A 22,282-nucleotide genomic window follows, 5' to 3' on the forward strand; every position below is an offset into this window, starting at 1 on the left:
GGGGCGCGGGGAACTGCGCGACCAGCCACGACGGTGCGGCAGTCGAAACACGACCCGAGCGCCGGCCACAATGGCGCCGCAGCCGACAAACAACCCCACGGCCAAGCTAGCGCCGCGTCACCGTGCCCTCGACCGCGAACAGTTGCTCCTCGACATGATCGAGAGCCAGCCGCAGCGCCCCCGTGGCCGCAGCCGCCTCGCCGAGCAACGACAGGGCCACCTTCGGCGGCCGGAGACAATACCGCGCCAACTCCCGCCGCAGCGGCTCCAGTACGCCGTCCAGACCGGCCGCCCAGCCACCCACGACGACGAGTTCGGGGTCGAGGGCCAGGACCAGTGCCGCCACGTCGTGCACCAGGCGCTGTATGAAGCGGTCGACGGCCGCGCGGGCCCGCTGGTCGCCGTCGCGGGCCAGCGCGAAGACCTGCGCGACCGCCTGTTCGTCCAGGGGATGCAACGGCTCGTCCGTCGTGGACAGCAGCGTCTCCGGAGTCACGTCCCGGCCCAGCAGATGCAGCGCGCCGATCTCACCGGCCGCCCCGCGATACCCCCGGTGCAGCCGCCCCCCGATCAGTGAACCGGCGCCCGGGCTCAGCCCGGCCAGCACCATCACCATGTCGTCGGACTCGGTCGCCGCGCCCTTCCAGTGCTCGGCGACCGCCGCCGCGTTCGCGTCGTTCTCGACCAGCACCGGGCACTTGAAGGAGCGGCTCAGCCGCTCGCCCAGGTGCAGTCCCGTCCACTGGGGCAGCGCGGTGCCCAGCCGTACCGTGCCGTCCGCCTCGACGATGCCCGGTGTGGCGACCCCGACCGCCCGCAGTGAGCCGCGTGCCACTCCGGCCCGGCGCAGCAGCTCGGCGACCGCCGTGCGCAGCCGCTCCAGGCGCTCGTCCGCCGACGCCGTCTCGTCGACGTCCTTGGCGGTCGCGCCGAGCACCCGGCCGTCCAGGTCGGCGAGGAGCACGGCGACGCGATGTGCGCCGATCTCCAGGCCCAGCAGATGCCCGGCCTCGGCCCGGAACCTGAACCGCCGCGCGGGCCGCCCCTGGCGCCGTACAACGCTCTCGTCGGCCGCCTTCTCGACGACGAGCCCGGCCTCGATCAGTCCCTCGACGACGCCCTCGACGGTCGGCCGGGACAGACCGGTCACCCGGGTGATCTCCGTCAGCGTGGCGCAGTCCGTGGCACGCAACGCGTGCAGCACCACCGCGGAGTTGATCCTCCGCAGCAGCGAGGGGTCCCCGCCGGTCAGCCCCGCCAAGGTCTGTCCTCCCAGCTCGTGCGCGTGTTGGGCGGATCGTACTCGGCGCGGCGGACCCCGGCGAGTGCCGGGCGCCACGGACTCACGAGCCCCACCGGATCACCCGGGCGCCACAAACCCCGACTCGTACGCCGCGATCACCGCCTGCGTACGGTCCCGGGCCCCCAACTTCGCCAGTACGGCGCTCACATGCGACTTCACCGTCTCGGTGCCGACGACCAGCCGGGCGGCGATCTCCGCGTTCGACAAACCTCTGGCCATCAGCCGCAGCACCTCCGCCTCGCGCTCGGTCAGCCGGGCCCGCTCCAGCACCGCGCGCGCCGCCCGGTTCCCGCCGCCGTCGCCGTACTCCGCCGCCAACTGCCTTACGGAGGCCGGGAACAGCAGCGACTCGCCCTCGGCCACCAGCCGCACCGCGTGCACGATCTCGGCCGGCCGGGCCCGCTTCAGCAGGAACCCGTCGGCGCCGGCCCGCAGCGCCTCGTACACGTACTCGTCGTTCTCGAAGGTCGTGATGACCAGGATCTTCGGCGGGTCCTCGACCGTACGCAGCACCGCGCGCGTGGCCTCGATGCCGTCCAGGAGCGGCATCCGTACGTCCATGGCGACCACGTCGGGCCGCAGCTGCCGCACCAGCGGGATCACCGCAGCCCCGTCGGCAGCCTCCCCGACCACCTCGATGTCCGGCTGCGCCTCCAGCACGGCCCGCAGACCCGCGCGTACGAGAGGTTCGTCATCGACCAGGAGAACGGTGACCGGCATCCGGCCACCCTAGATCAGCCCAGCGGAAGCTCCGCGTGCACCTGCCAGTCACCCTCGTCGGGCCCCGTCTGCGCCCGGCCCCCGAGCAGCGCGGCCCGCTCGCGTATGCCCCGCAGCCCACTGCCCCTGCCCGGTCCGGATATCGCCGCCGTCAGCGGATTGCGGACCTCCAGATCGAGCGTTCCGTCCGCGACCCGGATACGGACCCGGACGGGTACCGATCCGGCGTGCCGTAGCACATTCGTCAGCGCCTCCTGAAGAATCCGGTACCCCTCCCTGGAGACCGGCCCCGACACCGTCTCCAACGGCCCGGTCACTTCCGCGTCGACCTTCGCCCCGGACGCCCTCGCGGACTCCCACAGCCGGTCGGCGTCCACCAGCGTCGGCCGACTGCTCACCGGCCGCTCCGCCTCACGCAGTACACCCAACACGCGCTCCAGGTCCTCGAGCGCGGCCCGGCCGGTCTCCTCGATGGCACCCAGCGCGCGCTCGGTGAACTCCGGGTCGCCCGCCGCCCTGGCGGCACCCGCCTGCACCACCGCCACTGTCAGCGCGTGCCCGATGGAGTCGTGCAACTCCCGCGCGATCCGGTTGCGTTCCAACAGCTGCTCGGTGCGCTCCTCCAGGGCGGCGAGCCGCTCCGCGCGCGAGGGGCCGAGCAGCACGCGGGCCGTCGACGTGGCCACCTTGCCGAGGCCCACGATGGCGCCGTACAACGCGATCAGGGGGAAAGGCGCGAGCCAGGCGTACCACCCGCTCGGTGACGCCTCCTTGAGGACCCATACGTCGTCGGGCACGCGCCCGCGTGCGATCTCGATCAGCTGGAAGGTGATGACCGGCAGCCAGACGCAGGCGAACGTGGTCACCCAGCCCAGCGCCATCCGGGCCTCCAGCCACAGCACGGTCCGGCCCCGGTCCCGCCAGCTCCCCGACGGCGCCACGGAGATCCCCGGGTCCTGCTGCCCCGGCGTCAGCAGCAGCTGCGCCTGAACCCCCTCGCCGATCCGCACGGCCGGGATCAGGCCGACAGGGATCAGCATGAGCGCGGGTGCGTACGGAGTCTCCGGGCTGATGAAGATCCACACGCTGGTGATCAGCATCGGCACCCAGAGGTGCAGCAGACGTGTGTACGTGGTCCCCCGGAGCAGCGGGCGCAGGAAGCGGGCCATTCCGACATCGTGACAGCCGGTACTGACAATCGGCCTCCCCCGGACGGGGGAGACGATCACCACCGGCGGGGGAGGCCCCAACCCCCTTGAACAGCAAGGCTGTTGGCCATGACCAGCATCGACGTACGAGACCTCACCAAGGAGTACGGCAACCGGCGGGCCGTGGACCATGTCACCTTCGGCGTCCGTCCCGGCAAGGTGACCGGCTTCCTCGGCCCCAACGGCGCCGGAAAGTCCACCACCATGCGCCTCGTCCTCGGCCTCGACCGGCCCACCTCCGGAACCGCCACCATCGGAGGCCGCCCCTACGCCGAACTCACCGAGCCGCTGCGCCATGTTGGCGCGCTGCTCGACGCCCAGGCGGCCCACGGCTCCCGCACCGGCCGCGACCACCTGCGTGCCCTGGCCGCGAGCAACCGCATCCCGGTCACCCGGGCCGACGCGGTGCTGGAGGAGACGGGACTCGCGTCGGTCGCGCGACGCCGGGTGAAGACGTACTCCCTGGGCATGCGGCAGCGGCTGGGCATCGCGGGTGCTCTCCTGGGCGACCCCGAAGTCATCCTGCTGGATGAGCCGTCGAACGGTCTCGACCCCGAAGGCATCGTCTGGATCCGGGAGTTGCTGCGCCGACTGGCGGCGGAGGGCCGCACGGTCCTGGTCTCCAGCCACCTGATGAACGAGACCGGCTCCTTCGCCGACCACCTGGTCGTCCTCGGACGCGGCCGACTCCTCGCCGACACCCCCATGCGGGACTTCATCGACGCACGTGTGCAGCCCCACGTACGGATCCGTACGACGGACGCCGGTGCCCTCAAGGCCGCGCTCGCCGGGCACGGTCACGACGCCGTGGAGCACGGGGACGGGCACTGGACCGTGACGCACGCACGCGTGGACGAGATCGGCACCCTGTTGTCCGCGGCGGGCGTACCGATCCTCGAACTGACCTCCGCAGAGGGCACGTTGGAACAGGCCTACCTCGATCTGACCGCCGCCGAGACCGAGTTCACCGCACCGCACCAGGAGGCCTGACCATGGCATTCACGCCCGTGTTCCACTCCGAGTGGATCAAGATCCGTACCCTGCGCTCCCAGATCGCGTCCCTCGCCACGATCCTCGCGGTGACGGCCCTCTTCTCCGCGCTCGCCTCGTCCGACACCGGGGGAGACGACTTCGACCCGCTCTTCTCGGTCTTCTTCGGCGTGAGCTTCGGACAGATCGCGGCGATCGCCTTCGGCACGGCCGCCGTGTCCTCCGAGTTCCAGGGCGGAGCACTACGGCTGTCGCTGGCCGCGGTGCCGCGCCGGGGCCGCTGGTTCGCGGCCAAGGCGACGGCGATCGCCGTACCCGTGCTGACCGTCGGCCTGGTCACCGGTGTCGTGACCCTGCTGGTGGGCCGGGCGGTCCTCGGCTCCGAAGCCGACGGGCTCGGCTGGGCGGAGCAGGTGCGCGGTGTCGTCGGCTGCGCCGTCTATCTCACGCTGATGGCGCTGTTCGCGGCCGGTCTCACGGCGCTGCTGCGCAGCGGTGCGGCGACGCTGGGCATCCTCATCCCGTTCCTGCTGATCGTGTCCTTCGTGGTCGGCGACATGTCGAACAACATCGCGGACCTGCTGCCCGACCGGGCCGGCCAGGTGGCGCTGCACGCGACCTGGGACGGCGCGATGGGCCCCTGGACCGGGCTCGCGGTGACCGCCCTGTGGACGGCGGCGGCGCTGGCGGCCGGGGCGTGGAGTGTGCGGCACCGGGACGCCTGATCCGGGGAAGCCACTGACGCCCTGCCGATTGTCAGTGGTGGCCGGTTCACTGGAGCACATGGACATCATCGCGAAGCACCTCGCCACCTATCGACCGGTTCTGCGCCCAGAAGCTCCCTGCGGAGCCGAGCACCTCGGGTCGCTGCACGCCTGGGCCCGGGGTCCGCATGGAGCGGGGCGAGGAGATACCGGTGCCCTGACCCACCGTGACCCGTCACCCCAGCGCAGCGTCCCGCAACCGCCCGAACTCCTCCGCCATCGTCGCCGCCGTCCAATGCGCGTTCAGCCCGCTCGGATTGGGCAGCACCCACACCCGCGTGTCCCCGAACATCCGCTGCTGCGGCCCCACTTGAGCCCGACGGTCGTCGAATGCGGCCCGGTAGGCCGTGACGCCCAGCACTGCCAGCCACCGCGGCTTCCACCCCGCCAGCTTCGACGCGAGCGACTGCCCGCCCTCCCGGTACTCCTCCGCGCTCAGTTCGTCGGCCCGTGCCGTCGCCCGAGCCACCACATTCGTGATGCCGAGCCCGAACGACAGCAACTCGCCCTGCTCCGCAGGCTTCATGAGTCTGGGTGTGAAGCCCGACAGGTGCAGCACCGGCCAGAAGCGATTGCCGGGACGGGCGAAGTGATGGCCCGTGGCCGCCGTCATCAGTCCCGGGTTGATGCCGCAGAACAGCACACCGAGGCCGTCCGCGACGACGTCCGGTACGAGACGGTCGCGGGCGGCCTCCAGCTCGGCCTGGGTCAAGCGGGTCAGAGGATCGCCCCCGGGGCGTAGCCCGCGGCCTCCGGGTGCTGCTTCGCGATCTCCTCGACGCGGGCGACCACGGCGGCGACCTGGTCGGCGGCGGCACCGGTGAAGGACAGCTTGTCGGCCATCAGGGCGTCCAACTGGGCGCGGTCCAGCGGGACGCGCTCGTCGGCGGCGAGCTTGTCCAGCAGCTCGTTGCGCTCGGCGCCCTGCTCCCGCATCGCCAGCGCGGAGGCGACGGCGTTCTCCTTGATGGCCTCGTGCGCGACCTCGCGGCCGACACCGGCGCGGACGGCGGCCATCAGTACCTTGGTCGTCGCGAGGAACGGCAGATAGCGGTCCAACTCCCGCGCCACGACGGCCGGGAAGGCGCCGAACTCGTCGAGCACGGTCAGGAACGTCTCCAGCAGACCGTCGAGCGCGAAGAACGCGTCGGGGAGGGCGACCCGGCGCACCACCGAGCAGGAGACATCGCCCTCGTTCCACTGGTCGCCCGCCAGCTCGCCGGTCATCGACGCGTAGCCGCGCAGGATGACCATCAGGCCGTTGACGCGCTCGCAGGAGCGGGTGTTCATCTTGTGCGGCATCGCGGAGGAACCGACCTGGCCCGGCTTGAAGCCCTCGGTGACCAGTTCGTGCCCGGCCATCAGCCGGATCGTCTTCGCGAGCGAGGAGGGCGCCGCCGCGACCTGCACCAGCGCGGTCACGACCTCGTAGTCCAGCGAGCGCGGGTACACCTGGCCGACCGAGGTGAACGCCTGCGAGAAACCGAGGTGGGAGGCGATCCGCTGCTCCAGCTCCGCGAGCTTCGCCGCGTCACCGCCGAGCAGGTCCAGCATGTCCTGAGCCGTGCCCACCGGGCCCTTGATGCCGCGCAGCGGGTAGCGGCCGAGCAGCTCCTCGACCCGGCCGTATGCCACGAGGAGTTCGTCGGCCGCGGTCGCGAAACGCTTGCCGAGGGTGGTGGCCTGCGCGGCCACGTTGTGCGAGCGGCCGGCCATGACCAGCTCGCCGTACTCACCGGCCAGCTTGCCGAGCCGGGCCAGGACGGCCACCGTACGGTCGCGCATCAGCTCCAGGGAGAGCCGGATCTGCAGTTGCTCGACGTTCTCCGTCAGGTCCCGGGACGTCATGCCCTTGTGGACCTGCTCGTGCCCGGCGAGATCGTTGAACTCCTCGATCCGCGCCTTCACGTCGTGCCGCGTGACCTTCTCGCGCTCGGCGATCGAGCCCAGGTCGACCTGGTCGAGGACGCGCTCGTAGTCCGCGATCGCCGCGTCCGGCACCTCGATCCCGAGGTCCTTCTGGGCCCGCAGCACAGCGAGCCAGAGCTGCCGCTCCAGCTTCACCTTCTGCTCGGGGGACCAGAGCGTGGCGAGCTCGGTGGAGGCGTAACGTCCGGCGAGGACGTTCGGGATGCGGGGCTTGGCGGCAGCGGAAGTCACGTGTACGGAGTTTACCCGGCGTCCATAGGGGGTCCGCACCGTCCATGGAGTCCAGAGAGCGCAGGTCGGGTACGTTCCGACCTGCGCTCTTCGGTGGGTCTGTGAGATGTGTGTGAGACGGCCGTCGGCTCGTCAGGATTCGGCGGCCGTCTCGGCCTCATGGATGCACCGCGCCTCGCCGCTCGGCGAATGCGGCTCGCCCGAGGCGCTCACGGATACGTGGCTACCGCACTTACGGCAGCGCCAGATCCGTCGGCCGTGGGCGTCCGTCTCGGGGGCGTCGAGGTCGACGTCGTGGCCGAGCGAGGCGAACCACGCCACGGCGGCCTCGGCCTGAGCCGGTGAGCAGTCGTCGCCGGCCAGCACGATGCGACGCACCTGTTGGCGGGTGTAGCCGGTGGCCTCGCAGATGTCTTTCTGCGGAACGTCGTCGACCGTGGCCTGCCTGATCGCTGCCGCCAGCTCTTGCCGCAGGATCTCGGTCCGCGCTTCGGAGTCTCGGAACCGTTGCGCCAGCTGCGTCAGTGATCGCTTATCCATGACACATAGTGTTCCATCTGAAGTCATGGAACCTGATGTTACGCACGACATGCCGATTGTCCAGTGCGTGAACCCCTTGACGAGGGAACACCATGTTCCCTAGAGTGGAGGTGTCGGAAGGGAAACCAGCCGACAACGCAAGCGGCCCCCGGCGGAGGTACGAACTCCGACCGAGGGCCTACGGAATCCACCTGATCCACCAGGGAGACCCGCGTGTTTCACCTTCTCACGTCACCCCGTACGGCCCGTACGGTCCGCGCCATGATCGGCAGCCTCGTCGAGTCGGCCGCCGACACCCTCCGCTCCCTCGCCCCCGCCGGGCAGGCGGACGCCGAGGTCGTCGAGGCCCCGGACCCCGCCGACGTCCTGGACGCCGACGAGCTGCCGCCGGTCGAGCAGATCGAGACGGCCGCCCGCGAGTACGAGCGTGCCGCCGACCAGGCCCGCCGCGCCGACCGCGGCAAGCGCGCCGCAAAGAAGATCCTCGACAAGCTGCCCGCCGGCCTCTACGGCACGTGGCGCGTGTTCCGCACCCCGTCGTCCCGGCAGACCCCGGACCTCGCCGCCATCACCGCCACCTACAAGAAGCTCGGTCTCGGCCCCGTCCCCATGAAGGAGTGCGCCCCGTCCCTCAAGGTGGAGCGCGTCGAGGTCCTGGCCGGCATCGAGACCCTGACGGCGGTGGCTGCCTGATGCGTACCAACCACGCCCCGGCCGCCGGCCTCGCCCCGGTCCCGCAGGTCTCCCCCGGTCACCGCCTGGTGCCCGCCACGATCGGCCACCTCGGCCTGGCCCCCCAGGTCGTGTGGATCGAGTGCCCCGACTGGTGCGTCACGGACCACGTCGTGGACGTGCAGCTCGCCGTCGAGGACATCATCCACACGTCGCGCGCCGAAAGCCTCGCCATCGCCACCCTGGAAAGCCCCAGCCCGGCGTTCGACCTGCACGTGCAGATCAAGTTGGACCCGGCCACCACGGACTGGCACACCCGGCAGGCGCACATCGTGGTCGACGAGGGAGGCGAGCTCGCGTTCCTCACCCCGGACATGGCCGACGCCCTCGCCGACCGCATGGTCGCGTTCGCTGCCCAGGTCCGCCAGTTGTCCCGCACCGCCCGCGCGCACCACCAGCAGGAGGTGGCGGCATGACGACCGCCCTCGACTTCGACGAGGTCATCACCGCCGCCGTCCACCAAGCGATGCAAAAGACCCTCCCGCAGTGGTACACGGCCGCCCTGGCTGACGAGATTGCGGTGGACACGATCGCCGCACTCGGAAAAGGCCGCACCAACACCCCGCGCTCGGGAGAGCCGACCGCCCACATCCGGGTCGAGGCCAAGCAGATCCTCGCCCAGTGCTGCCAGCGTCGCCCCGACCGCGACCCGGCCACGGGAGACCTGCTGTCGGGCGTGGAGGACACCGACGAGACGTTCCGCGACCGGCTCCTGTGCGTCGAGCGTCACGACCACGACGGCGATCACCGCGACGCCATGCGCCGCACCTGGCCGCGCCAGGGAGTCACGGTATGAACAACCGGCCCACACCGGCCGAGCAGGCGCCCACCCTCGCGGTGGGCGCCCTGCCCGGGCCCGTCACCAACCCGTCCGCCGAAGCCCGCGAACTGCGCCGGCTGCTGTCCGCCGTCCTCGACGCGCTCACCCTCGACTACGCCACCGTCGATTACGACGAGCGGATCAGGGACCGCGGCGGCTGGGCCCACACCGTCCTCAAGGCCGTCAACGACGGCACCAGCAGCGACATCGGTTGGGAGGCCGACTTCCTCCGCAGCAAGCTCACCGCCGAGGAGGCCGAGGCCGCCGACAAGGCCGTCCGCCGCTCCGTCGACCGTGCGTTCCCCACCGTCGCCGCCTTCCTCGCCGACGAGCGAGGTGAGGGCCGATGAGCACCGCGCCCCGCACCAGCAGCGGATCCGCCTTCACCCGCTGGGACTTCCTGACCATGCCGTACGACGACCTGCTGTACACCCTCGGCGTGACGGTCGTGACCCGGCCGGCGCCCGACGACTGGCCTGTGGGCCGCGAGTTCATGGCGGGGGTCATGGTCACCCCGTCCGGCCAGCTCTCCCACGTCATCGCCGCCCCCTACATCGTCGGTCTGGAGCGGGAGTACACCGTCCGCGGCCTCCTCGCGAAGTGGCACGGCGCCGACGCCACGGACTGGCCCGTCGCCATGGCTTGGAGCACGAAGGGCGTGCCCCATGCCTGAGCCCCGCATGGTCGACGTCACCGTCATCGAGACGCGGATCGTCCCGATCCCCGAACCCGACTGGTGCGTTGCCCCGCACGACGGCGCCCAGTACTTCACCGACCTCACGCACACCGGCCGCGAGACCTCGGCCAGCGTCGAGACCCCTCTCGGCAGCGCCCGATTCCTGGTCGCTCAGATCTCGCACGCCCCGTACTTGGTGTCGGTGCCGGAGCCTCATCCGGTGGTGTCGGTGTCGTTGGACATGGAGGCCGACTTCACCGCCGAGGCGATCCCGGGTGTAGCGGCCCGGCTGCGGGAGGCCGCCGACCTCCTCGACGAGGTCGCCGCCGAGGCGCTCCGGCTGCGGGGGGATGCGTGATGGCTGCCATGTCCCGTGCGACTCGCAGGATCGTTGTCGCGCACCTCACGGAGCACGGCATGAACCCGGCTGATATCGCGTCTGAGCTGGAGGTTTCCGCCGACACCGTACGCAGGGACCTGCGCGAGGCGCCCCCGGCAGTTGTGACCGAGACGGTCACGGTTGCGGCAGAGCCTGCGCCCGGCCTGCTGCTGCCTGAGAGCCCACAATTGCGGCAGGACTTGAACCTCCTCGCCGCCTCATACCGGGCGCAATCCGAGGACGTCGCACGGTTCGCGATCCACGTTGCTGCGGAGGCAATCCGCCGGCGGATGCAGGCCCGGTTCGCCGCCGACGACCGGCAGGGGGTGCGGTCGTGAGGTGGTTGGTCGTAGGCGCGCTCCTCGGTCTGCTGGCCGTGTTCCCGTCGCTCCTCGCGGTCGTCGCCGCCATCGCCGCGGCGATCCTCGGCAAGCCCGTCCTGGTCGCGTTCGGTGTCGGTCTCGCCGTGCGGCCGACCGTCACCCGGCGGGTCAGAGGGTGGGCGCCGTGACCGAACCCTCTCCACTGGACAAGGCGGAGGCCGCGGTGACGGAAGCGGCCGTGAACACTGCGGCCGTACAAGTCGCCCTGGCCGCAGTCGAGCTGGCGAAGCTCGCCAGCACCCAGCAGCAGCCCGCACCGCCGACGTGCAGTCACCAGGCCAAGCCCGGCCGCAGTGCCGGCGAGTGGCTGGCCATCGCCTGCGCTGTGTGCGTCGGCGGGATCGGCATCGCGTTCGCGTCGATCGCCATCGCGATCGGTGGCCTGTCCGTCGCGATCCTCGCCCTCGTCCTCCGCTCCATCTGGCGCGACGTCATGAAGGGCCGCTGACCTGCCCTTCCGTGCTCTCTGGTGATCACTTTATGGGCTTCCGTAAAGCGATCACCGGGGGTGCGGTGGGGCCGGACAGTCCGGCCCACGACCAGAAGGACCCACCGTGACCTTCCAAGACCGCATGTTTCTCGCCTCGCAGGCCGTGTACGAGGAGATCACCCGAGGCGAATGCCCCGACGTAGAAGCCGCCCTGCTGGACGCGCAGATGAACGCCTCCGTAGAGGACGACGACCGATGAGCAAGACCACCCAAGAGCAGTACGTCCAGCTTGCGTGGAACGCCACCGCCAGGGCCGAGAAGCTCGCCCGGGACGCCGAGCGGTACGCCCGCGACGAGGACTTCCGGCACAAGGTCGAACCCCTCGCCACCGCCGGCCGGTTGTGGGCCGAGGTCGCGCAGTCCTACACCGCCATCATCGCCGCCGTGCTGCCCGAGCCGCTGCCCGAACTCCCCACCGCCGGAACGGAGTACTGACCCATGGCTGACGACCTCAAGCTCTCGGACTTCACGGGCGGCGAGAAGTTCCACCTTGCCCTGCTGCACACCCGCATGGCCAAGCGCGGACTCGCCGGCCCGACCGTCTACATCGACGACCTGAAGAACAAGGTCAAGCGCATCGAGAAGCGCGCGCTCAAGCGCAAGAACGGCACGAAGTAGCTACACCCCGGGGACGGCGTCCTGCCTGCAAGCTGCCGCCGTCCCCGGGTCCCGGACCACACGTGAAGCGACCGGAGATTCAAGAATGACCGTCGACCTGATCAAAACGCCAGAGGGCATCCACGACACCCCGCCCGAGACTGCGGCCCCGGCCGCCGCCGAGCCCATCGAGGACACCTCACGGCCCCGCCGTCGTATCCGCATCGACAGCCTGAGGCACGTCGTCGTCGAAGCCCGCGAGCACACCGCCTACCGGGCCGCCGTACGACACAGCGCCTACGTGTTCGGCGGGTCCCGCATCGTCGCCCGCCGCACATGGGACGGCCGCACCGTCTCCCGCTACGAACGCATGATCCGTGCCGCTGAAGCCGCCGGGCTGATGGAAGAGATCAAGGAGTGGGAGCAGCGCGCCCAGAGCTACCGGGCCGCCCGCCACCGCCGCCGCATGGACCTCATCCGCACCATGATGTACGCGCCCAAGGCCATCGGCTACGCCACCGCCACCGGCGCGGGCATCCTCTTCCTGCTCGGCATCCTGCTCGCCTGGGCCAATCACGACGTCCACGACGTCCTCACGCCCATCGAGACCGTCATCGACCTGGTGCGCTGGGTCGCGGTCATCGGCGGCATCGTCTGGGACCCGTTCCTGTTCGCCGCCCCGTGGATCGGCCTCGCCGCCGTGTGGGCCGTCGGCCGCCACCAGCACACCGCGCCCCAGTGGGCGCTCCCGATCCAGGACCGCGACATGGGCGGCCCGATCACCCCGTCGATCGTCGTCGTCGCCTTCCGCGACCTGGGTATTTCCGCCCTGCGCAAGGGAATCGAGGCCATGGGGGATGTGGGCGCGGCCATGCTGTCCGGGATCCGGATCGCCGGTTGCGGCGTCGAGGTCGACGTCACCCTGCCGTCCGGTGTCTCCACCGAGGAGATCCAGAACCGGCGCCGCAAGCTCGCCGAGAACCTCAACCGGCATGAGCACGAGGTGTTCATCAGCATCCCGCCGCAGCCCCGCACCGTCCGCCTGTGGATCGCCGACTCTGGCGCTCTCGACGAGCCCATCGGCGTCTCGCCGCTCATGCTCAGCGAGGACGTGACCGCCGACTACTACACCGGCGCCGCACCGTGGGGGCAGAACCTGCGCGGCGACCTTGTCGACGTCTCCGTGTTCCAGCGGCACATCCTGCTCACCGGCCTCTCCAACCAGGGCAAGACCGCTTCCCTGCGCGCCCTCGCCCTGTGGCTCGCCCTCGACCCGACCGTCGACTTCTACATCGCCGACCTCAAGGGAGTCGGCGACTGGCGGGCCTTCCTCGGTCTGGCCCAAGTCCTCATCCAGGGACCGACCGACGCCCACGTGGCGCAGGCCACGGACGTCGTCGAGTGGGGTGTCGACGAGATGCAGAAGCGCATCGGCCTGCTCGAAGAGTCCGGCTCGACCGAGGGCGTCACCAGGGACATGGCCCGCACGGACTCCCGCTTCCGGCCGGTCGTCATCATCGTCGACGAGGCGCAGGTCGCCTACGGGTCCACCGCCAAGAGCCCAGACGGCCGCCCCTACGGCGGCAGCAAGGCCACCAGCCGCTACTTTCAGGCCGTGAAGAAGATCCACGACCAGGGCCGCGCGGTGAACGTGACGATCTGGGAGGGCACGCAGGACCCGACGGACGAGAACCTGCCCAAGCGGTCCCGCGAGGGCAACCACATCCGTGGCAGCCTGGTCCTGGGCACCGAGTCGCAGGCCAAGATGGCGCTCGGCGAGGCCCCGGTCGACGCCGGCGCCGCCCCGCACAAACTGCGCCGCGACCTCGACCGCGGAACCCTCGTCGTCGCGGGCGGGGTCAGGATGGAGCCGGGCCAGGTCTCCGTGACCGTGCGGACGTACTTCATCTCCGGCGACGACGCCGTCGTGCTCACCGACCGGGCGAAGGCTCGCCGGCATGGTGTCGCCACTGTGCAGACGCTGGACGTCGAACGGCCCGTCGACCACCTCTCCGACATCTGCGTCGTCCTCGGCGAGGACAGCCGGGTGCGCACACAGGAAGTACTGCACCGCCTCCAGACCCGCAACGACGCCGTCTATGCGGACTGGACGTTCGGCGACCTCAAGGCCGAGCTGGAGCCGTACGGGGCCGAGCCGTACAAGAGCGACGGCGTCATGGTCGTCGCCCGCGACCGCGTCCAGGACGCCGTCCTCGAACGCCTCGCCGCCTTGGAGGACGGCTCCGAAGACGAGGGAGGCACCGAAGACTGAGGGAGTTCTCCCTGACCGCCTCCCTGATCTACCTCCCTTCCCTGACCTGCCAATACATCGCTCAGGGAGGCGAGGGAGGACAGGGAGGCGGACCCCGGGGAAACGGGAAACGGGCACTTCAGCCTCCCCCGCCCCGCCTCCCTCCCTGGCCGGCGCACAACCTCTGCGCCATCACAGGAGTCTCCTAACAGCCGCCACCCAGATCGTCCGACAGGATCCCGTCACGATGCGCACCACTACCGCCTGCATCGCTGCGATACTCGCCGCCGCGATGCTCGCCAGTTGCTCAAGCGGCAACGACAGCAACGAGGCCGCCACCAAAGTGCAAGGCGTCTGCGAAGACCTCGGAGTCAAGCCAGGCGGTAGGGACGACTGGAACGACGGATCCAGTACCGATTGGGCGGGCATGGCACGTCTGCAAAACGACGTGGCCAACCGGGCCGCTGCAGCGGCCGTCTCGGATCCTCTGTGGAACCGGCTTGCTGACACCCTCAGTGATCTAGCCGCTATCGCGCAGCGCTACGCCGACGCCAGCCCCGCGCCAAGTGCGTTGTCCCCTGAGGATTCGGACGCCGTCAGGCAGTCCGGCCTCGTCGTCCACGCCGAGTGCCGTAAGGCGTACGCGGCCGGGTAGCCGTCGTACGTACGAGGACGGCGCCCACTGACCCCAGCGCCGCTGTCGGACCCGCCCGATAGCTTGGACAGTTCGGCCCCCTGCGTGGTCCTCACGACCACTCTGGGGGCCTTTCGTCATGCCGGGTCCGGTTGCGCGCACGATCCCAACAGACCCTCAGCGGGCGCAATCTCGCGCAATTCCCCAGCGGACACGCATGGGCCGCAGCATGCTGAGACTCCAACCAGCGCAGATGGAGGGCGACATGACGCTCAAGTTCATCGGCACCACATCCGAGCACGGCAACTGCCCGACCCTGTACGAGGTCGTCGAGACCGGCGAGATCCTCGTCCAGGGCGAACGCGAGACCGACCCCGAGCATCTCGCCCAACTCCGAGACGTGAAGGACTCCGAGACGTTCGTACGGATCCCGCGCGAGCTGCTCACCCGCTTCGCCCCACGGGACACTGAGTCGACCGCCGAGCCGCAGACCAAGGAGTAGAACGCGTGCCGGACCTGATCCCGTTCGACGAGATCACCCACCTGTTCACCGACTTCGAGCACACCGCCTGGCGGCTGGAGACCCAGCGCGGCTACGCGACCGACCGCGTCAGCCCCAACTGGCCGCGCTTCCAGCGAGGGGAGACCTTCGGCTACGACCCGGCCAGCCCCTGGCATGTGGGCGTGCGCGAGCAGACCCAGGCCGGGAAGCGTTACGGGCGGGTGCGCCTGGTCGACGATCCGCCGACCGAGGGGCAGCGGTTCCTGCTAGCGACCGGCCTGGGCAACGTGGCCGCCGGCGAGGACATCCGCAACCTCTACCGCACAGACGCCGTACGGATCGGATTGCCGGACTACGACTTCTGGCTCTTCGACTCCCGCACCCTCGTGAAGTTCGTCATCGACGACCAGGGCGTGACCCTCGGCGTGCAGGTCCTCGAAGACGCCGAGAGCGTCGTACGCGCCTGCCAGGCCCGGGACGCTGCCCTGCACTTCGCGGTACCTACCAGCCAGTTCCAGGCGCAGGTACCGTCTGTCGGGTGAGCACCGATTTCCAGTCCGGCCGCGAGGCCCTCGGTGTGCGGCTACGCGAGCTGCGCACCGAGGCCGGCCTCCAGGGCAAGGACCTTGCGGAGCGGCTGGGCTGGCAACGGTCGAAAGTGTCGCGGCTGGAACTGGGGAAGCAGACCGCGACCGCCGAGGACCTCGACGCGTGGGCACACACGCTCGGCGTCCCGGCCGAGGCCGAGGATCTCAAGAGCCGCCTGCGGGGTCTCGAGTCCCAAGCCCGGTCGTGGCGCCGCCAACTCTCCACCGGACACCGCGGCGTGCAGGAAAGGTATGTCGCCGAGTACCGCCGGACGTCCACCGTGCGCGGCTATGAGGCCACCGTCATCCCCGGGTTGTTCCAGACCCCGGACTACGCCCGGCATCTGCTGCTCCACAACGCGGAGTTGATGCAGTCGCCACGCGATACCGAGGACGCGGTACGCGCCCGCATGAAGCGCCAGGAGGTGCTGTACGAGGCGCACAAGGCCTTCCGCGTCCTGATCTGGGAGGGCGCCCTCCATGCCCTCGTGTGTCCGCACGAGACGATGGCCGGCCAGCTTGACCGGCTCGTCGGGCTGATCGGCCTGAACACCGTGGCGCTCGGCATCGTGCCGTTCGGGGTGCAGTTGAAGCTCAGCCCGAAGCACGGGTTCTGGATCTTCGACGAGGAACGCGTCATCGTCGAGACCATCAACACGGAGTTCACCCTCGAATCAGCCGAGGACGTCGCCCTATATGGACGGGTGTGGGATCGCCTCGACGAGGGTGCCGTCTACGGCCCCCAGGCGCACCGGCTCATCGGCCGTGCGCGGGCCGCTCTCGACCTCGCGTGAGCAATCCGCCCCAACCCCGGTAGCAGGTCCGCAATCGCGCGCAATCGGCGCGCGCGTCCGTGGCGCAGGTTCCTAACGTCCTGGTCATGGCCACAAAGCCCGCCCTGTCGCTCAGGCAGCAAGGCCAGGACTGGTTGCTGTCCTGCACTGCTGAACCCACCGGCGCGCGCCGCCGATGGGACCGCGAGGAACTCGCCCCCTTCCCCACCGGCATTCACTGGCGTGCCGCCGAGGCACCCCTCCTGCCGTCCGTCCACGCCATGCATCGGATCGGCTCCAAGCGCCTGGGTCCGGTCCTCGCCAACGTGGACACCGAACTGGTCTGGTGGCTCCTTCCGCCCGATGTGGGCGACCAGTTGGACGACGTACGGCAGCTCACCGTCCGGTGTTCCGGCTGGGTCCTCGACTGCCCGCCAGTCCTGTACGCGGTGGACGGCTGCATGTGGCTGGAACGGCCGGACGGTACCGGCCGGTTGACCGATCCCGTACTGCTGGGTGCCGCGTTCGGCCCGGGCGGACGACTCTCGGAGGCTGCTCGATGAGAACGGACATGGACCCGCCCATCACCCTCGGACTTCCCCTCGACGAACCGACGCCGCCGGCAGACTGCGGGGTGTGCGCCGCGCTGGCCCGACAGCGGACCGAAGCCACCCGGGACGGGGACCTCTCGCGGGCGACGGACTGCAGCGTCGAGATCCGCAACCACCACCGCCCGGCCGGTACTGGGAGCGCTTCATGACCGTGCGCTTCTGCCGGTATTGCGACGGCCCGCTTACCGACCCGGACGACACTCTGCTCCTGTGGCACGAGGAGGGCATGAGCGGCCCGGGACGGGACGTCTACGCACACCGCGCCCATGCCGACCTCGTCGAGCCGGATCCGGTCCTGCTCCGTATCTTCGCCCGCGTCCTGATCGCGAAGGCCGCACGGTCGGGCGACTGACTGCCCCGTAACCCCTGCTGCTGGCGAAGGTTGTCGGTAGCAGGATGGGCGGCCGTCTCCGCACCCCCGTCGGGGACGGCCGCCGTACGAACTCCCGCCCGTCCTCGGTACCCCAGTCTCAGCGGAGGGCGGGCGGGTCCAGGCCCCGGCCGTAGGTGCATCCTGGCCGGGGCCGCTTCATGCCTGGCTGCTATCGCCGTGGCCGCCGTCGTGTACGCCGCCGCTCCCGACGTGGCAGCTCCACGCTGACTGGCTCACCGTCCTCGCCGACGACCATCTCCGGACTGTTCCGCAGCTTGGCCGCGATCAGCTCGGCACCGAGCCGGCGCGGCACCCGAGGTTCCAGCCACTCGTGCCGGTCGTCGCAGAGCATCGTCGATGGGTCCTCGGAGAAGTCGTCGCTGTGCATCACCAACGTGAGATCGTCGAACTGGCCACACACCGGGCACTCCACGACCTGCTTGTCCTTGACCAGGACGGGAACCTGCATCTCGCCAGTCATGCCCATCAGAGGTGGCTCCTGTCATTCCTGCGGATGGCTTCCTTTACCGGGACGGCGATCGCCTCAGCGAACCGCTTGGCCTCGGCAGGGGTGGGCATCGTCATCGACTTGACCTCGACGGACACCTGAACCGTGGTGCCGCCAACGCCCGACGTGCTCAGCCCGGTGACGATGCTGCGGAACGCCTCATGCTCATCGGCAGTGAGGACGGCTTCGGGCTTCCGGGTGTTATTGATCGCCATGGTGGCGCCGGGCTGGAGTAGCCCGCCGGAGTCGTACTTCGCGGCGGGCGCGAATCCCCAGTGGCTGGTGAACAGGCTGTTGTTGTAGCCGCGGGCGGACTTGCCCATGTGGACTCCGGCGCCACCGGACGATTCGACGTTCATGCCGGCGAGTGTTCCCGCAGTGTGGCCGACGCCTGCGTTGGTGACGCCGATCATGAACGGGGAGTTCAGGTTGCGGACCCAGCCCGCAGGGCCGTTGTTCCCGACGAAGCTGCCCGTCGCCCACCGGCGGTGCGGCTTCTCCCCGCGGATGACGGACTCGATCGCGCTCATCAGACCGGAGCAGTCCCAGCTGGGGTTGCCGTTGCCGGCCCACTGATACGGCAGGCCGTTCTGGGTCTTCACCCACGACAGGGCCTTCTGTACGGCCGGGCCACCAACCGCCTTCTTGTCCTCATTGCCGAACCAGCCGAGCATCCCGTCGACGGCCTTGTTCGCGGTGTCCTTCATCAGGCCGCCGATGCCTGCGTTGCCGCCGGGGATGCGGCTGATGAGTGGCCGTACGAGCGCGGACAGGGCCTTCTGGGCTGCGCTCTTCAGTCCGCCGATGACGATGTCTTTGGCCCAGGAGGTGGCGGAGCTGATGGCGCCGCCGATGGCGGAGGTGACGTTGCCGACGATGCCGCCGCCCGCGAAGTGCTGGGTGCCGCCCTGGTAGCGGCGCTTCTCTTCCTGCCTGCTGGGGTTGCCGCCGGTCTTGGTGGGCTTGTCTTGGCCGAGGATGGCGTCGACGCCCTTGTGGCCGCCGAGCTTGGCGACTTCGGGCTTGGAGAGGATGCGCTCGCCGGGGGTGAGCATGGCGGGCACGGTGTCGGAGTTGCCGGTGCCGGGGACGACGCCGCCGCGGTTGAAGCCGAGACTGATCGCGGGCAGTGTGATCTTTGAGCTGACCTTGCCCGCGATCGAGTTCCACATTTTGCGGATGCCGTTGTTGTAGACGGTGCCCACGACGAACTTGATCGGTGCGGCGATCTTCGATTTGACGCCGTCCCAGATGGTGCCGAGCGCGTTCTTCAGGTTGGTGAACGCGTTCCTCATGCCGGATGCGAACCCGCTGATCTTCGAGTTGATCGTGGAGAACACTGATGTCACAGCGTTTTTCGCGCCCGTCCACAGCGTCGACCAAGTGTTGGAAATGGATGTCTTCAGGCTGCTGAAGCTGTTTTTCACCCACGCCCATGCGCCGGTCAGTGCATTCTTCAGCCCGCTGTAGAAGGTGTCCCACTTCGTTTTGAGATCACCCCACAGTGCACGCCAGAGGGCGACGACCCACGTCTTCAGCTCGTTGAAGATCTGCTTCGTCTTCGTCCACAGCGACGTGAACCAACCGGTGATTGCATTCACCAGATCGGGGATGATGCTGTGGCCGACGAGAATGTCGTACAAATCCTTGAACGGCTGGACGATGTAGGTATTGATCCAATCCCAGGTCGCCGCGAAGGCCGCCTTGACTGCGTCCCAGACGCCGATGACCACGTCTCGGAACGTCTGAGAGTGCTGCCACGCGTAGGCGAGACCAGCCGCCAGGCCGGCCACAGCGAGGACGACCAGGCCGATCGGGTTGGCGTCCATGACCGTGGTCAGGATGGCCTGCACCGTGGTGACCGCGATCGTGGCCAGCTCCCACAGCTTCATCGCCGTGACGATGGCGAGGATCCCGGCCGCGATCGATCCGACCAGCGTCTGATGGTCGCCGAGGAACTGGAAGAACGACGTGAGAGGGCCCGCTGCTTTCTCCGCGATGCCCGCGATCATCGAGACGAACGGGGCCGCGATCGGCACCAGGTTCTCCAGCGCGACGCCCACGACGTCGATGAGCACCGACGCAATCTTGTGCAGGGAACCGAAGATCGAGCCGAGGGCTTTCTGCATGTCCGGCAGGCCCGTGACGCGGCGCAGTTCCTTGAACGCATCGCCGAGCGTCGTGAGCGCGTTGGCGCCCCCAAGCTGCGCTGCGTCCATGACGTTTCCGAGCGTCCCGAAGACGTCCCCGACCAGCTTCCCGAACTGTTTCGCCAGGTCGATGGCGTGGTTGATGGCCCTCTCCATCGCCCCGGACTTGAACGCGTCGCTGATCTTCTTCGCGATCCGGTCGGAAGCGCCGGCCGCACCGTCAGACAGCCGCTTGAACGCGGGCGAGGCTGCGACGGATATCTGCGTAAGCCCCGTGATGAACTGGCCGGGGATCCGCGTGAGTGGGCGCATGCCGTTGTTGAGGCCGTCGAACAGCTTGCGGAGCATGCCCGTCTTGCCGAGCTCCGTCACCGCGCCGGCGGCGTTCTTCGCGGTGGTGTTGAGGATCCCGGCAGTACCCACCAGGCCGTCATGGACGGACGGCAGGGTCGCCCGTGCCATCGTCGTGAACGTGTCCCCGAGGCCCTTGAAGAGCCGCTCCTGAATGTCCAGCTTCAGGGCCCGCCAGGCGCCGGCCTGCGCGACGACGGCCTTGACGAACTCCCGCGCGGAGGGGGCGAGCTTCGCCATGGCGTTGGCAACCTTGCTCGTCGCGGCGGCTCCGGCGGTCTGAGCGTCCGCCACGTTCCGGGCCGCGTCGGCTACCTGCTGCTGCGCGTCGGCGATACTCCGGGCGCCGTCGACCGCGGCCTTCGCTGCTGCGGCCCGCGCGTCGGCAACGTCCCGTTCGGCCTTGGCGACCTTCTGGGCGCCGTCCACCGCAGTGCGGGACTGTTCGATCTCGGCGTCCTTCAACGCTTGCGTCTTGTCCGTGACGGTCTGCGTGGCATCCGCGACACCCTTCTTCGCCTTCGTGACCGTCGCCGAGCCCTCAACCCCGGCCTTGTTCGCGGCATCCGCCTGGTCCTGGAGGCGCTTCGTCTCGGTCTGCTGCTCTTCGAGCGCCTGCACGGCCCTGTCGTAGGCCAGCTGATCCTTCGCCAACTGCTCCGCGGACACCTTCGACCCCGCGGCCTTGTCCGTCGCAAGCTGCTTCTCGGCGTCCGACAGGTCCAGGACCTTTTGCCGCTGGTCGAGCTGGGCGTCCGCGAGCCGGTTGTTCAAGTCCTCCAGCTCTTGCGCGGCATCCTTACGCGCCTGCGTGAGATCGAGCTGCGCCTGTCGCGCCGCCTTCTGCGCATCCGCCAAGTCCCGCTCGGCGCCGGCCACGGACTCGGCGGCACGCCGGTTTGCGTCGGCGACATCGGAGACGGTGGACTTCAGCGAGCGCTGCGCGTCCTCGATCTGCCGGGCGGCCTGCACGCGAGCTTCCGCGGCCCGCACCTCGGCGTCCTTCACGCCCTGCTGGGCTTTCGCCAGCGACCGCTGTGCGTCCTCGACGCGACGGGTCGCAGCGGCAGCCGCGTTCCCGGAGGAAGTGGCCGGCGCGAAGGCCTGCTTGAAAGCGGCCCCGATCCCTGACGTGCCGAGCTTGATGGCGGCGAACGCGCTTCCCAGCGACAGCACGGCGGGCGCAGCGATGGCGGCGGCGGGGCCGAGTTGGATGAGCGAGGCACCCAGCGACGCGATCGTCGGCAGCGCCGAAAGGGCAGCCGCTGCGAGGCCAACGAAGCGGGAAGACAGCGCGCCGACGCCACCGGCCGAGCCGCCGAGGCCGGCGAGGATGCCGAGAGCGGACCGGTCGACGTCGACGCGGACGTTGACGGTGCGGGAGCGCGTCAGCAGGGCGAGGTCGTCGGCCGCCGAGCGGGTGTCGGCATCCGCAGTGATGCGCGCCGTACGGGCCCGGGTGAGGATCGCCAGGTCGTCGGCGGCTGCACGGGTGTCGAGGTCCGCGATGATCCGGACCGTGCGGTCGCGCGTGAGGGTGGCGAGCTGTTCCTCGGCCCTGAGGCGGGCGGCCTCGTTCAGTTCCGCGAGGATGTTGAGGCTGCGGTCGCGCAGGTTGAGGGCGCTGAACGCGGTGCCGTCGAGGTTGACCTTGACGCGCAGCGAGCGGTCGCGGAGGAACCGGTCGAGGCTGGCCTTTGCGTCTTTGTCGTCGAGGCCGAGTCGGACACCGACCTCATTGCGCTTCGACTTGAGGCGGTCCATCGCCCGGTCGTAGGCG

The 22,282-nt window shown here is 69.8% G+C and carries 30 protein-coding genes; 22 read left to right on the forward strand and 8 right to left on the reverse strand.

Going from position 1 to position 22,282, the window contains the following annotated elements; genetic code table 11:
* Nucleotides 1-106 precede the first annotated feature (106 nt).
* The 3 genes from OH768_RS44090 to OH768_RS44100 all read right to left on the reverse strand — a co-directional run bounded on the left by OH768_RS44090 (nucleotide 107) and on the right by OH768_RS44100 (nucleotide 3,192).
* Nucleotides 107-1,261: an ROK family transcriptional regulator gene (locus tag OH768_RS44090; protein ID WP_406462274.1), complete on the reverse strand. Its 1,155-nt coding sequence runs from the start codon at nucleotides 1,259-1,261 to the stop codon at nucleotides 107-109.
* A gap of 99 nt (nucleotides 1,262-1,360) precedes the next feature.
* Complete coding sequence (locus OH768_RS44095; protein WP_406462275.1) at nucleotides 1,361-2,023, reverse strand: response regulator; 663 nt, start codon at nucleotides 2,021-2,023, stop codon at nucleotides 1,361-1,363.
* Nucleotides 2,024-2,037: 14 nt separating this feature from the next.
* Nucleotides 2,038-3,192: a sensor histidine kinase gene (locus tag OH768_RS44100; protein ID WP_406462277.1), complete on the reverse strand. Its 1,155-nt coding sequence runs from the start codon at nucleotides 3,190-3,192 to the stop codon at nucleotides 2,038-2,040.
* 108 nt (nucleotides 3,193-3,300) lie between these two features.
* Here OH768_RS44100 and OH768_RS44105 point away from each other — a divergent pair, with 108 nt between their 5' ends.
* A complete protein-coding gene (locus OH768_RS44105; protein ID WP_406462279.1) occupies nucleotides 3,301-4,221 on the forward strand; it encodes an ABC transporter ATP-binding protein in 921 nt (306 codons plus the stop codon).
* Nucleotides 4,222-4,223: 2 nt separating this feature from the next.
* On the forward strand, nucleotides 4,224-4,946 hold the full coding sequence (locus OH768_RS44110; protein WP_406462281.1) for an ABC transporter permease: 723 nt from the start codon (nucleotides 4,224-4,226) through the stop codon (nucleotides 4,944-4,946).
* Between the two features lie 214 nt (nucleotides 4,947-5,160).
* On the opposite strand, the gene mug is transcribed toward OH768_RS44110, so the two are convergent.
* The 3 genes from mug to OH768_RS44125 all read right to left on the reverse strand — a co-directional run bounded on the left by mug (nucleotide 5,161) and on the right by OH768_RS44125 (nucleotide 7,685).
* The gene (gene mug, locus OH768_RS44115) at nucleotides 5,161-5,706 is read right to left on the reverse strand and encodes a G/U mismatch-specific DNA glycosylase (protein WP_406465690.1); all 546 of its coding nucleotides are present in this window, start codon (nucleotides 5,704-5,706) and stop codon (nucleotides 5,161-5,163) included.
* The gene (purB, locus tag OH768_RS44120) at nucleotides 5,703-7,145 is read right to left on the reverse strand and encodes an adenylosuccinate lyase (RefSeq protein ID WP_406462282.1); all 1,443 of its coding nucleotides are present in this window, start codon (nucleotides 7,143-7,145) and stop codon (nucleotides 5,703-5,705) included. The genes mug and purB overlap by 4 nt, the downstream gene beginning before the upstream one ends.
* Before the next feature lie 132 nt (nucleotides 7,146-7,277).
* Complete coding sequence (locus tag OH768_RS44125; RefSeq protein ID WP_406462283.1) at nucleotides 7,278-7,685, reverse strand: hypothetical protein; 408 nt, start codon at nucleotides 7,683-7,685, stop codon at nucleotides 7,278-7,280.
* 213 nt (nucleotides 7,686-7,898) lie between these two features.
* Here OH768_RS44125 and OH768_RS44130 point away from each other — a divergent pair, with 213 nt between their 5' ends.
* From OH768_RS44130 to OH768_RS44225, 20 genes are all read left to right on the forward strand, one after another.
* The gene (locus tag OH768_RS44130) at nucleotides 7,899-8,378 is read left to right on the forward strand and encodes a hypothetical protein (protein ID WP_406462285.1); all 480 of its coding nucleotides are present in this window, start codon (nucleotides 7,899-7,901) and stop codon (nucleotides 8,376-8,378) included.
* The gene (locus OH768_RS44135) at nucleotides 8,378-8,833 is read left to right on the forward strand and encodes a DUF6907 domain-containing protein (RefSeq protein WP_406462287.1); all 456 of its coding nucleotides are present in this window, start codon (nucleotides 8,378-8,380) and stop codon (nucleotides 8,831-8,833) included. Before OH768_RS44130 ends, OH768_RS44135 begins: the two co-directional genes overlap by 1 nt.
* Nucleotides 8,830-9,213: a hypothetical protein gene (locus tag OH768_RS44140; RefSeq protein WP_406462288.1), complete on the forward strand. Its 384-nt coding sequence runs from the start codon at nucleotides 8,830-8,832 to the stop codon at nucleotides 9,211-9,213. The genes OH768_RS44135 and OH768_RS44140 overlap by 4 nt, the downstream gene beginning before the upstream one ends.
* The gene (locus tag OH768_RS44145; RefSeq protein ID WP_406462290.1) at nucleotides 9,210-9,587 is read left to right on the forward strand and encodes a hypothetical protein; all 378 of its coding nucleotides are present in this window, start codon (nucleotides 9,210-9,212) and stop codon (nucleotides 9,585-9,587) included. The genes OH768_RS44140 and OH768_RS44145 overlap by 4 nt, the downstream gene beginning before the upstream one ends.
* A complete protein-coding gene (locus OH768_RS44150) occupies nucleotides 9,584-9,910 on the forward strand; it encodes a hypothetical protein (RefSeq protein ID WP_406462291.1) in 327 nt (108 codons plus the stop codon). Before OH768_RS44145 ends, OH768_RS44150 begins: the two co-directional genes overlap by 4 nt.
* Entirely contained in the window at nucleotides 9,903-10,271 is a 369-nt protein-coding gene (locus tag OH768_RS44155; RefSeq protein WP_406462292.1) for a DUF6907 domain-containing protein, read from the forward strand. The genes OH768_RS44150 and OH768_RS44155 overlap by 8 nt, the downstream gene beginning before the upstream one ends.
* A complete protein-coding gene (locus OH768_RS44160; protein WP_406462294.1) occupies nucleotides 10,271-10,630 on the forward strand; it encodes a hypothetical protein in 360 nt (119 codons plus the stop codon). Before OH768_RS44155 ends, OH768_RS44160 begins: the two co-directional genes overlap by 1 nt.
* Complete coding sequence (locus tag OH768_RS44165; protein ID WP_406457078.1) at nucleotides 10,627-10,803, forward strand: hypothetical protein; 177 nt, start codon at nucleotides 10,627-10,629, stop codon at nucleotides 10,801-10,803. The genes OH768_RS44160 and OH768_RS44165 overlap by 4 nt, the downstream gene beginning before the upstream one ends.
* Nucleotides 10,800-11,123 carry a hypothetical protein gene (locus OH768_RS44170; RefSeq protein ID WP_406457080.1) on the forward strand — a complete coding sequence of 108 codons (324 nt, stop codon included), beginning with the start codon at nucleotides 10,800-10,802 and terminating at the stop codon, nucleotides 11,121-11,123. The genes OH768_RS44165 and OH768_RS44170 overlap by 4 nt, the downstream gene beginning before the upstream one ends.
* Before the next feature lie 106 nt (nucleotides 11,124-11,229).
* Nucleotides 11,230-11,364 carry a hypothetical protein gene (locus OH768_RS44175; protein WP_406457082.1) on the forward strand — a complete coding sequence of 45 codons (135 nt, stop codon included), beginning with the start codon at nucleotides 11,230-11,232 and terminating at the stop codon, nucleotides 11,362-11,364.
* Nucleotides 11,361-11,600, forward strand: a complete 240-nt coding sequence (locus tag OH768_RS44180; protein WP_406462296.1) for a hypothetical protein — start codon at nucleotides 11,361-11,363, stop codon at nucleotides 11,598-11,600. The genes OH768_RS44175 and OH768_RS44180 overlap by 4 nt, the downstream gene beginning before the upstream one ends.
* Before the next feature lie 3 nt (nucleotides 11,601-11,603).
* A complete protein-coding gene (locus OH768_RS44185; protein WP_406462298.1) occupies nucleotides 11,604-11,783 on the forward strand; it encodes a DUF6257 family protein in 180 nt (59 codons plus the stop codon).
* Between the two features lie 85 nt (nucleotides 11,784-11,868).
* Nucleotides 11,869-14,034, forward strand: coding sequence for an FtsK/SpoIIIE domain-containing protein (locus tag OH768_RS44190; protein ID WP_406462300.1), 2,166 nt, complete (start codon nucleotides 11,869-11,871; stop codon nucleotides 14,032-14,034).
* Between the two features lie 226 nt (nucleotides 14,035-14,260).
* The gene (locus tag OH768_RS44195) at nucleotides 14,261-14,668 is read left to right on the forward strand and encodes a hypothetical protein (RefSeq protein WP_406462302.1); all 408 of its coding nucleotides are present in this window, start codon (nucleotides 14,261-14,263) and stop codon (nucleotides 14,666-14,668) included.
* A gap of 244 nt (nucleotides 14,669-14,912) precedes the next feature.
* Nucleotides 14,913-15,149, forward strand: coding sequence for a hypothetical protein (locus OH768_RS44200; protein WP_406462303.1), 237 nt, complete (start codon nucleotides 14,913-14,915; stop codon nucleotides 15,147-15,149).
* Between the two features lie 5 nt (nucleotides 15,150-15,154).
* On the forward strand, nucleotides 15,155-15,691 hold the full coding sequence (locus OH768_RS44205; protein ID WP_406462305.1) for a DUF6879 family protein: 537 nt from the start codon (nucleotides 15,155-15,157) through the stop codon (nucleotides 15,689-15,691).
* Nucleotides 15,688-16,530 carry a helix-turn-helix domain-containing protein gene (locus OH768_RS44210; protein ID WP_406462306.1) on the forward strand — a complete coding sequence of 281 codons (843 nt, stop codon included), beginning with the start codon at nucleotides 15,688-15,690 and terminating at the stop codon, nucleotides 16,528-16,530. The genes OH768_RS44205 and OH768_RS44210 overlap by 4 nt, the downstream gene beginning before the upstream one ends.
* Nucleotides 16,531-16,616: 86 nt before the next feature.
* The gene (locus OH768_RS44215; protein WP_406462307.1) at nucleotides 16,617-17,072 is read left to right on the forward strand and encodes a hypothetical protein; all 456 of its coding nucleotides are present in this window, start codon (nucleotides 16,617-16,619) and stop codon (nucleotides 17,070-17,072) included.
* 8 nt (nucleotides 17,073-17,080) lie between these two features.
* Nucleotides 17,081-17,269, forward strand: coding sequence for a hypothetical protein (locus OH768_RS44220; RefSeq protein ID WP_406462308.1), 189 nt, complete (start codon nucleotides 17,081-17,083; stop codon nucleotides 17,267-17,269).
* Entirely contained in the window at nucleotides 17,266-17,472 is a 207-nt protein-coding gene (locus tag OH768_RS44225; RefSeq protein WP_406462309.1) for a hypothetical protein, read from the forward strand. The genes OH768_RS44220 and OH768_RS44225 overlap by 4 nt, the downstream gene beginning before the upstream one ends.
* Before the next feature lie 190 nt (nucleotides 17,473-17,662).
* On the opposite strand, the gene OH768_RS44230 is transcribed toward OH768_RS44225, so the two are convergent.
* On the reverse strand, nucleotides 17,663-17,980 hold the full coding sequence (locus OH768_RS44230; protein WP_406462310.1) for a hypothetical protein: 318 nt from the start codon (nucleotides 17,978-17,980) through the stop codon (nucleotides 17,663-17,665).
* Nucleotides 17,980-22,266: a hypothetical protein gene (locus OH768_RS44235; protein WP_406462312.1), complete on the reverse strand. Its 4,287-nt coding sequence runs from the start codon at nucleotides 22,264-22,266 to the stop codon at nucleotides 17,980-17,982. The genes OH768_RS44230 and OH768_RS44235 overlap by 1 nt, the downstream gene beginning before the upstream one ends.
* Nucleotides 22,267-22,282 lie beyond the last annotated feature (16 nt).

It is taken from the genome of Streptomyces sp. NBC_01622 (assembly GCF_045209635.1).
Lineage (GTDB): Bacteria > Actinomycetota > Actinomycetes > Streptomycetales > Streptomycetaceae > Streptomyces.

Excerpts from the sequence above, each read along its gene's own strand:
- OH768_RS44220 (WP_406462308.1), top strand. The coding sequence starts at position 17,081 with ATGGACCCGCCCATCACCCTCGGACTTCCCCTCGACGAACCGACGCCG.
- OH768_RS44135 (WP_406462287.1), top strand. The coding sequence starts at position 8,378 with ATGCGTACCAACCACGCCCCGGCCGCCGGCCTCGCCCCGGTCCCGCAG.
- OH768_RS44230 (WP_406462310.1), bottom strand. The coding sequence starts at position 17,980 with ATGGGCATGACTGGCGAGATGCAGGTTCCCGTCCTGGTCAAGGACAAG.
- OH768_RS44215 (WP_406462307.1), top strand. The coding sequence starts at position 16,617 with ATGGCCACAAAGCCCGCCCTGTCGCTCAGGCAGCAAGGCCAGGACTGG.
- OH768_RS44225 (WP_406462309.1), top strand. The coding sequence starts at position 17,266 with ATGACCGTGCGCTTCTGCCGGTATTGCGACGGCCCGCTTACCGACCCG.
- OH768_RS44110 (WP_406462281.1), top strand. The coding sequence starts at position 4,224 with ATGGCATTCACGCCCGTGTTCCACTCCGAGTGGATCAAGATCCGTACC.
- OH768_RS44190 (WP_406462300.1), top strand. The coding sequence starts at position 11,869 with ATGACCGTCGACCTGATCAAAACGCCAGAGGGCATCCACGACACCCCG.
- OH768_RS44100 (WP_406462277.1), bottom strand. The coding sequence starts at position 3,192 with ATGGCCCGCTTCCTGCGCCCGCTGCTCCGGGGGACCACGTACACACGT.
- OH768_RS44095 (WP_406462275.1), bottom strand. The coding sequence starts at position 2,023 with ATGCCGGTCACCGTTCTCCTGGTCGATGACGAACCTCTCGTACGCGCG.
- OH768_RS44145 (WP_406462290.1), top strand. The coding sequence starts at position 9,210 with ATGAACAACCGGCCCACACCGGCCGAGCAGGCGCCCACCCTCGCGGTG.
- OH768_RS44160 (WP_406462294.1), top strand. The coding sequence starts at position 10,271 with ATGGCTGCCATGTCCCGTGCGACTCGCAGGATCGTTGTCGCGCACCTC.
- OH768_RS44180 (WP_406462296.1), top strand. The coding sequence starts at position 11,361 with ATGAGCAAGACCACCCAAGAGCAGTACGTCCAGCTTGCGTGGAACGCC.
- OH768_RS44200 (WP_406462303.1), top strand. The coding sequence starts at position 14,913 with ATGACGCTCAAGTTCATCGGCACCACATCCGAGCACGGCAACTGCCCG.
- OH768_RS44150 (WP_406462291.1), top strand. The coding sequence starts at position 9,584 with ATGAGCACCGCGCCCCGCACCAGCAGCGGATCCGCCTTCACCCGCTGG.
- OH768_RS44195 (WP_406462302.1), top strand. The coding sequence starts at position 14,261 with ATGCGCACCACTACCGCCTGCATCGCTGCGATACTCGCCGCCGCGATG.
- OH768_RS44235 (WP_406462312.1), bottom strand. The coding sequence starts at position 22,266 with ATGGACCGCCTCAAGTCGAAGCGCAATGAGGTCGGTGTCCGACTCGGC.
- OH768_RS44125 (WP_406462283.1), bottom strand. The coding sequence starts at position 7,685 with ATGGATAAGCGATCACTGACGCAGCTGGCGCAACGGTTCCGAGACTCC.
- OH768_RS44185 (WP_406462298.1), top strand. The coding sequence starts at position 11,604 with ATGGCTGACGACCTCAAGCTCTCGGACTTCACGGGCGGCGAGAAGTTC.
- OH768_RS44140 (WP_406462288.1), top strand. The coding sequence starts at position 8,830 with ATGACGACCGCCCTCGACTTCGACGAGGTCATCACCGCCGCCGTCCAC.
- OH768_RS44105 (WP_406462279.1), top strand. The coding sequence starts at position 3,301 with ATGACCAGCATCGACGTACGAGACCTCACCAAGGAGTACGGCAACCGG.
- OH768_RS44155 (WP_406462292.1), top strand. The coding sequence starts at position 9,903 with ATGCCTGAGCCCCGCATGGTCGACGTCACCGTCATCGAGACGCGGATC.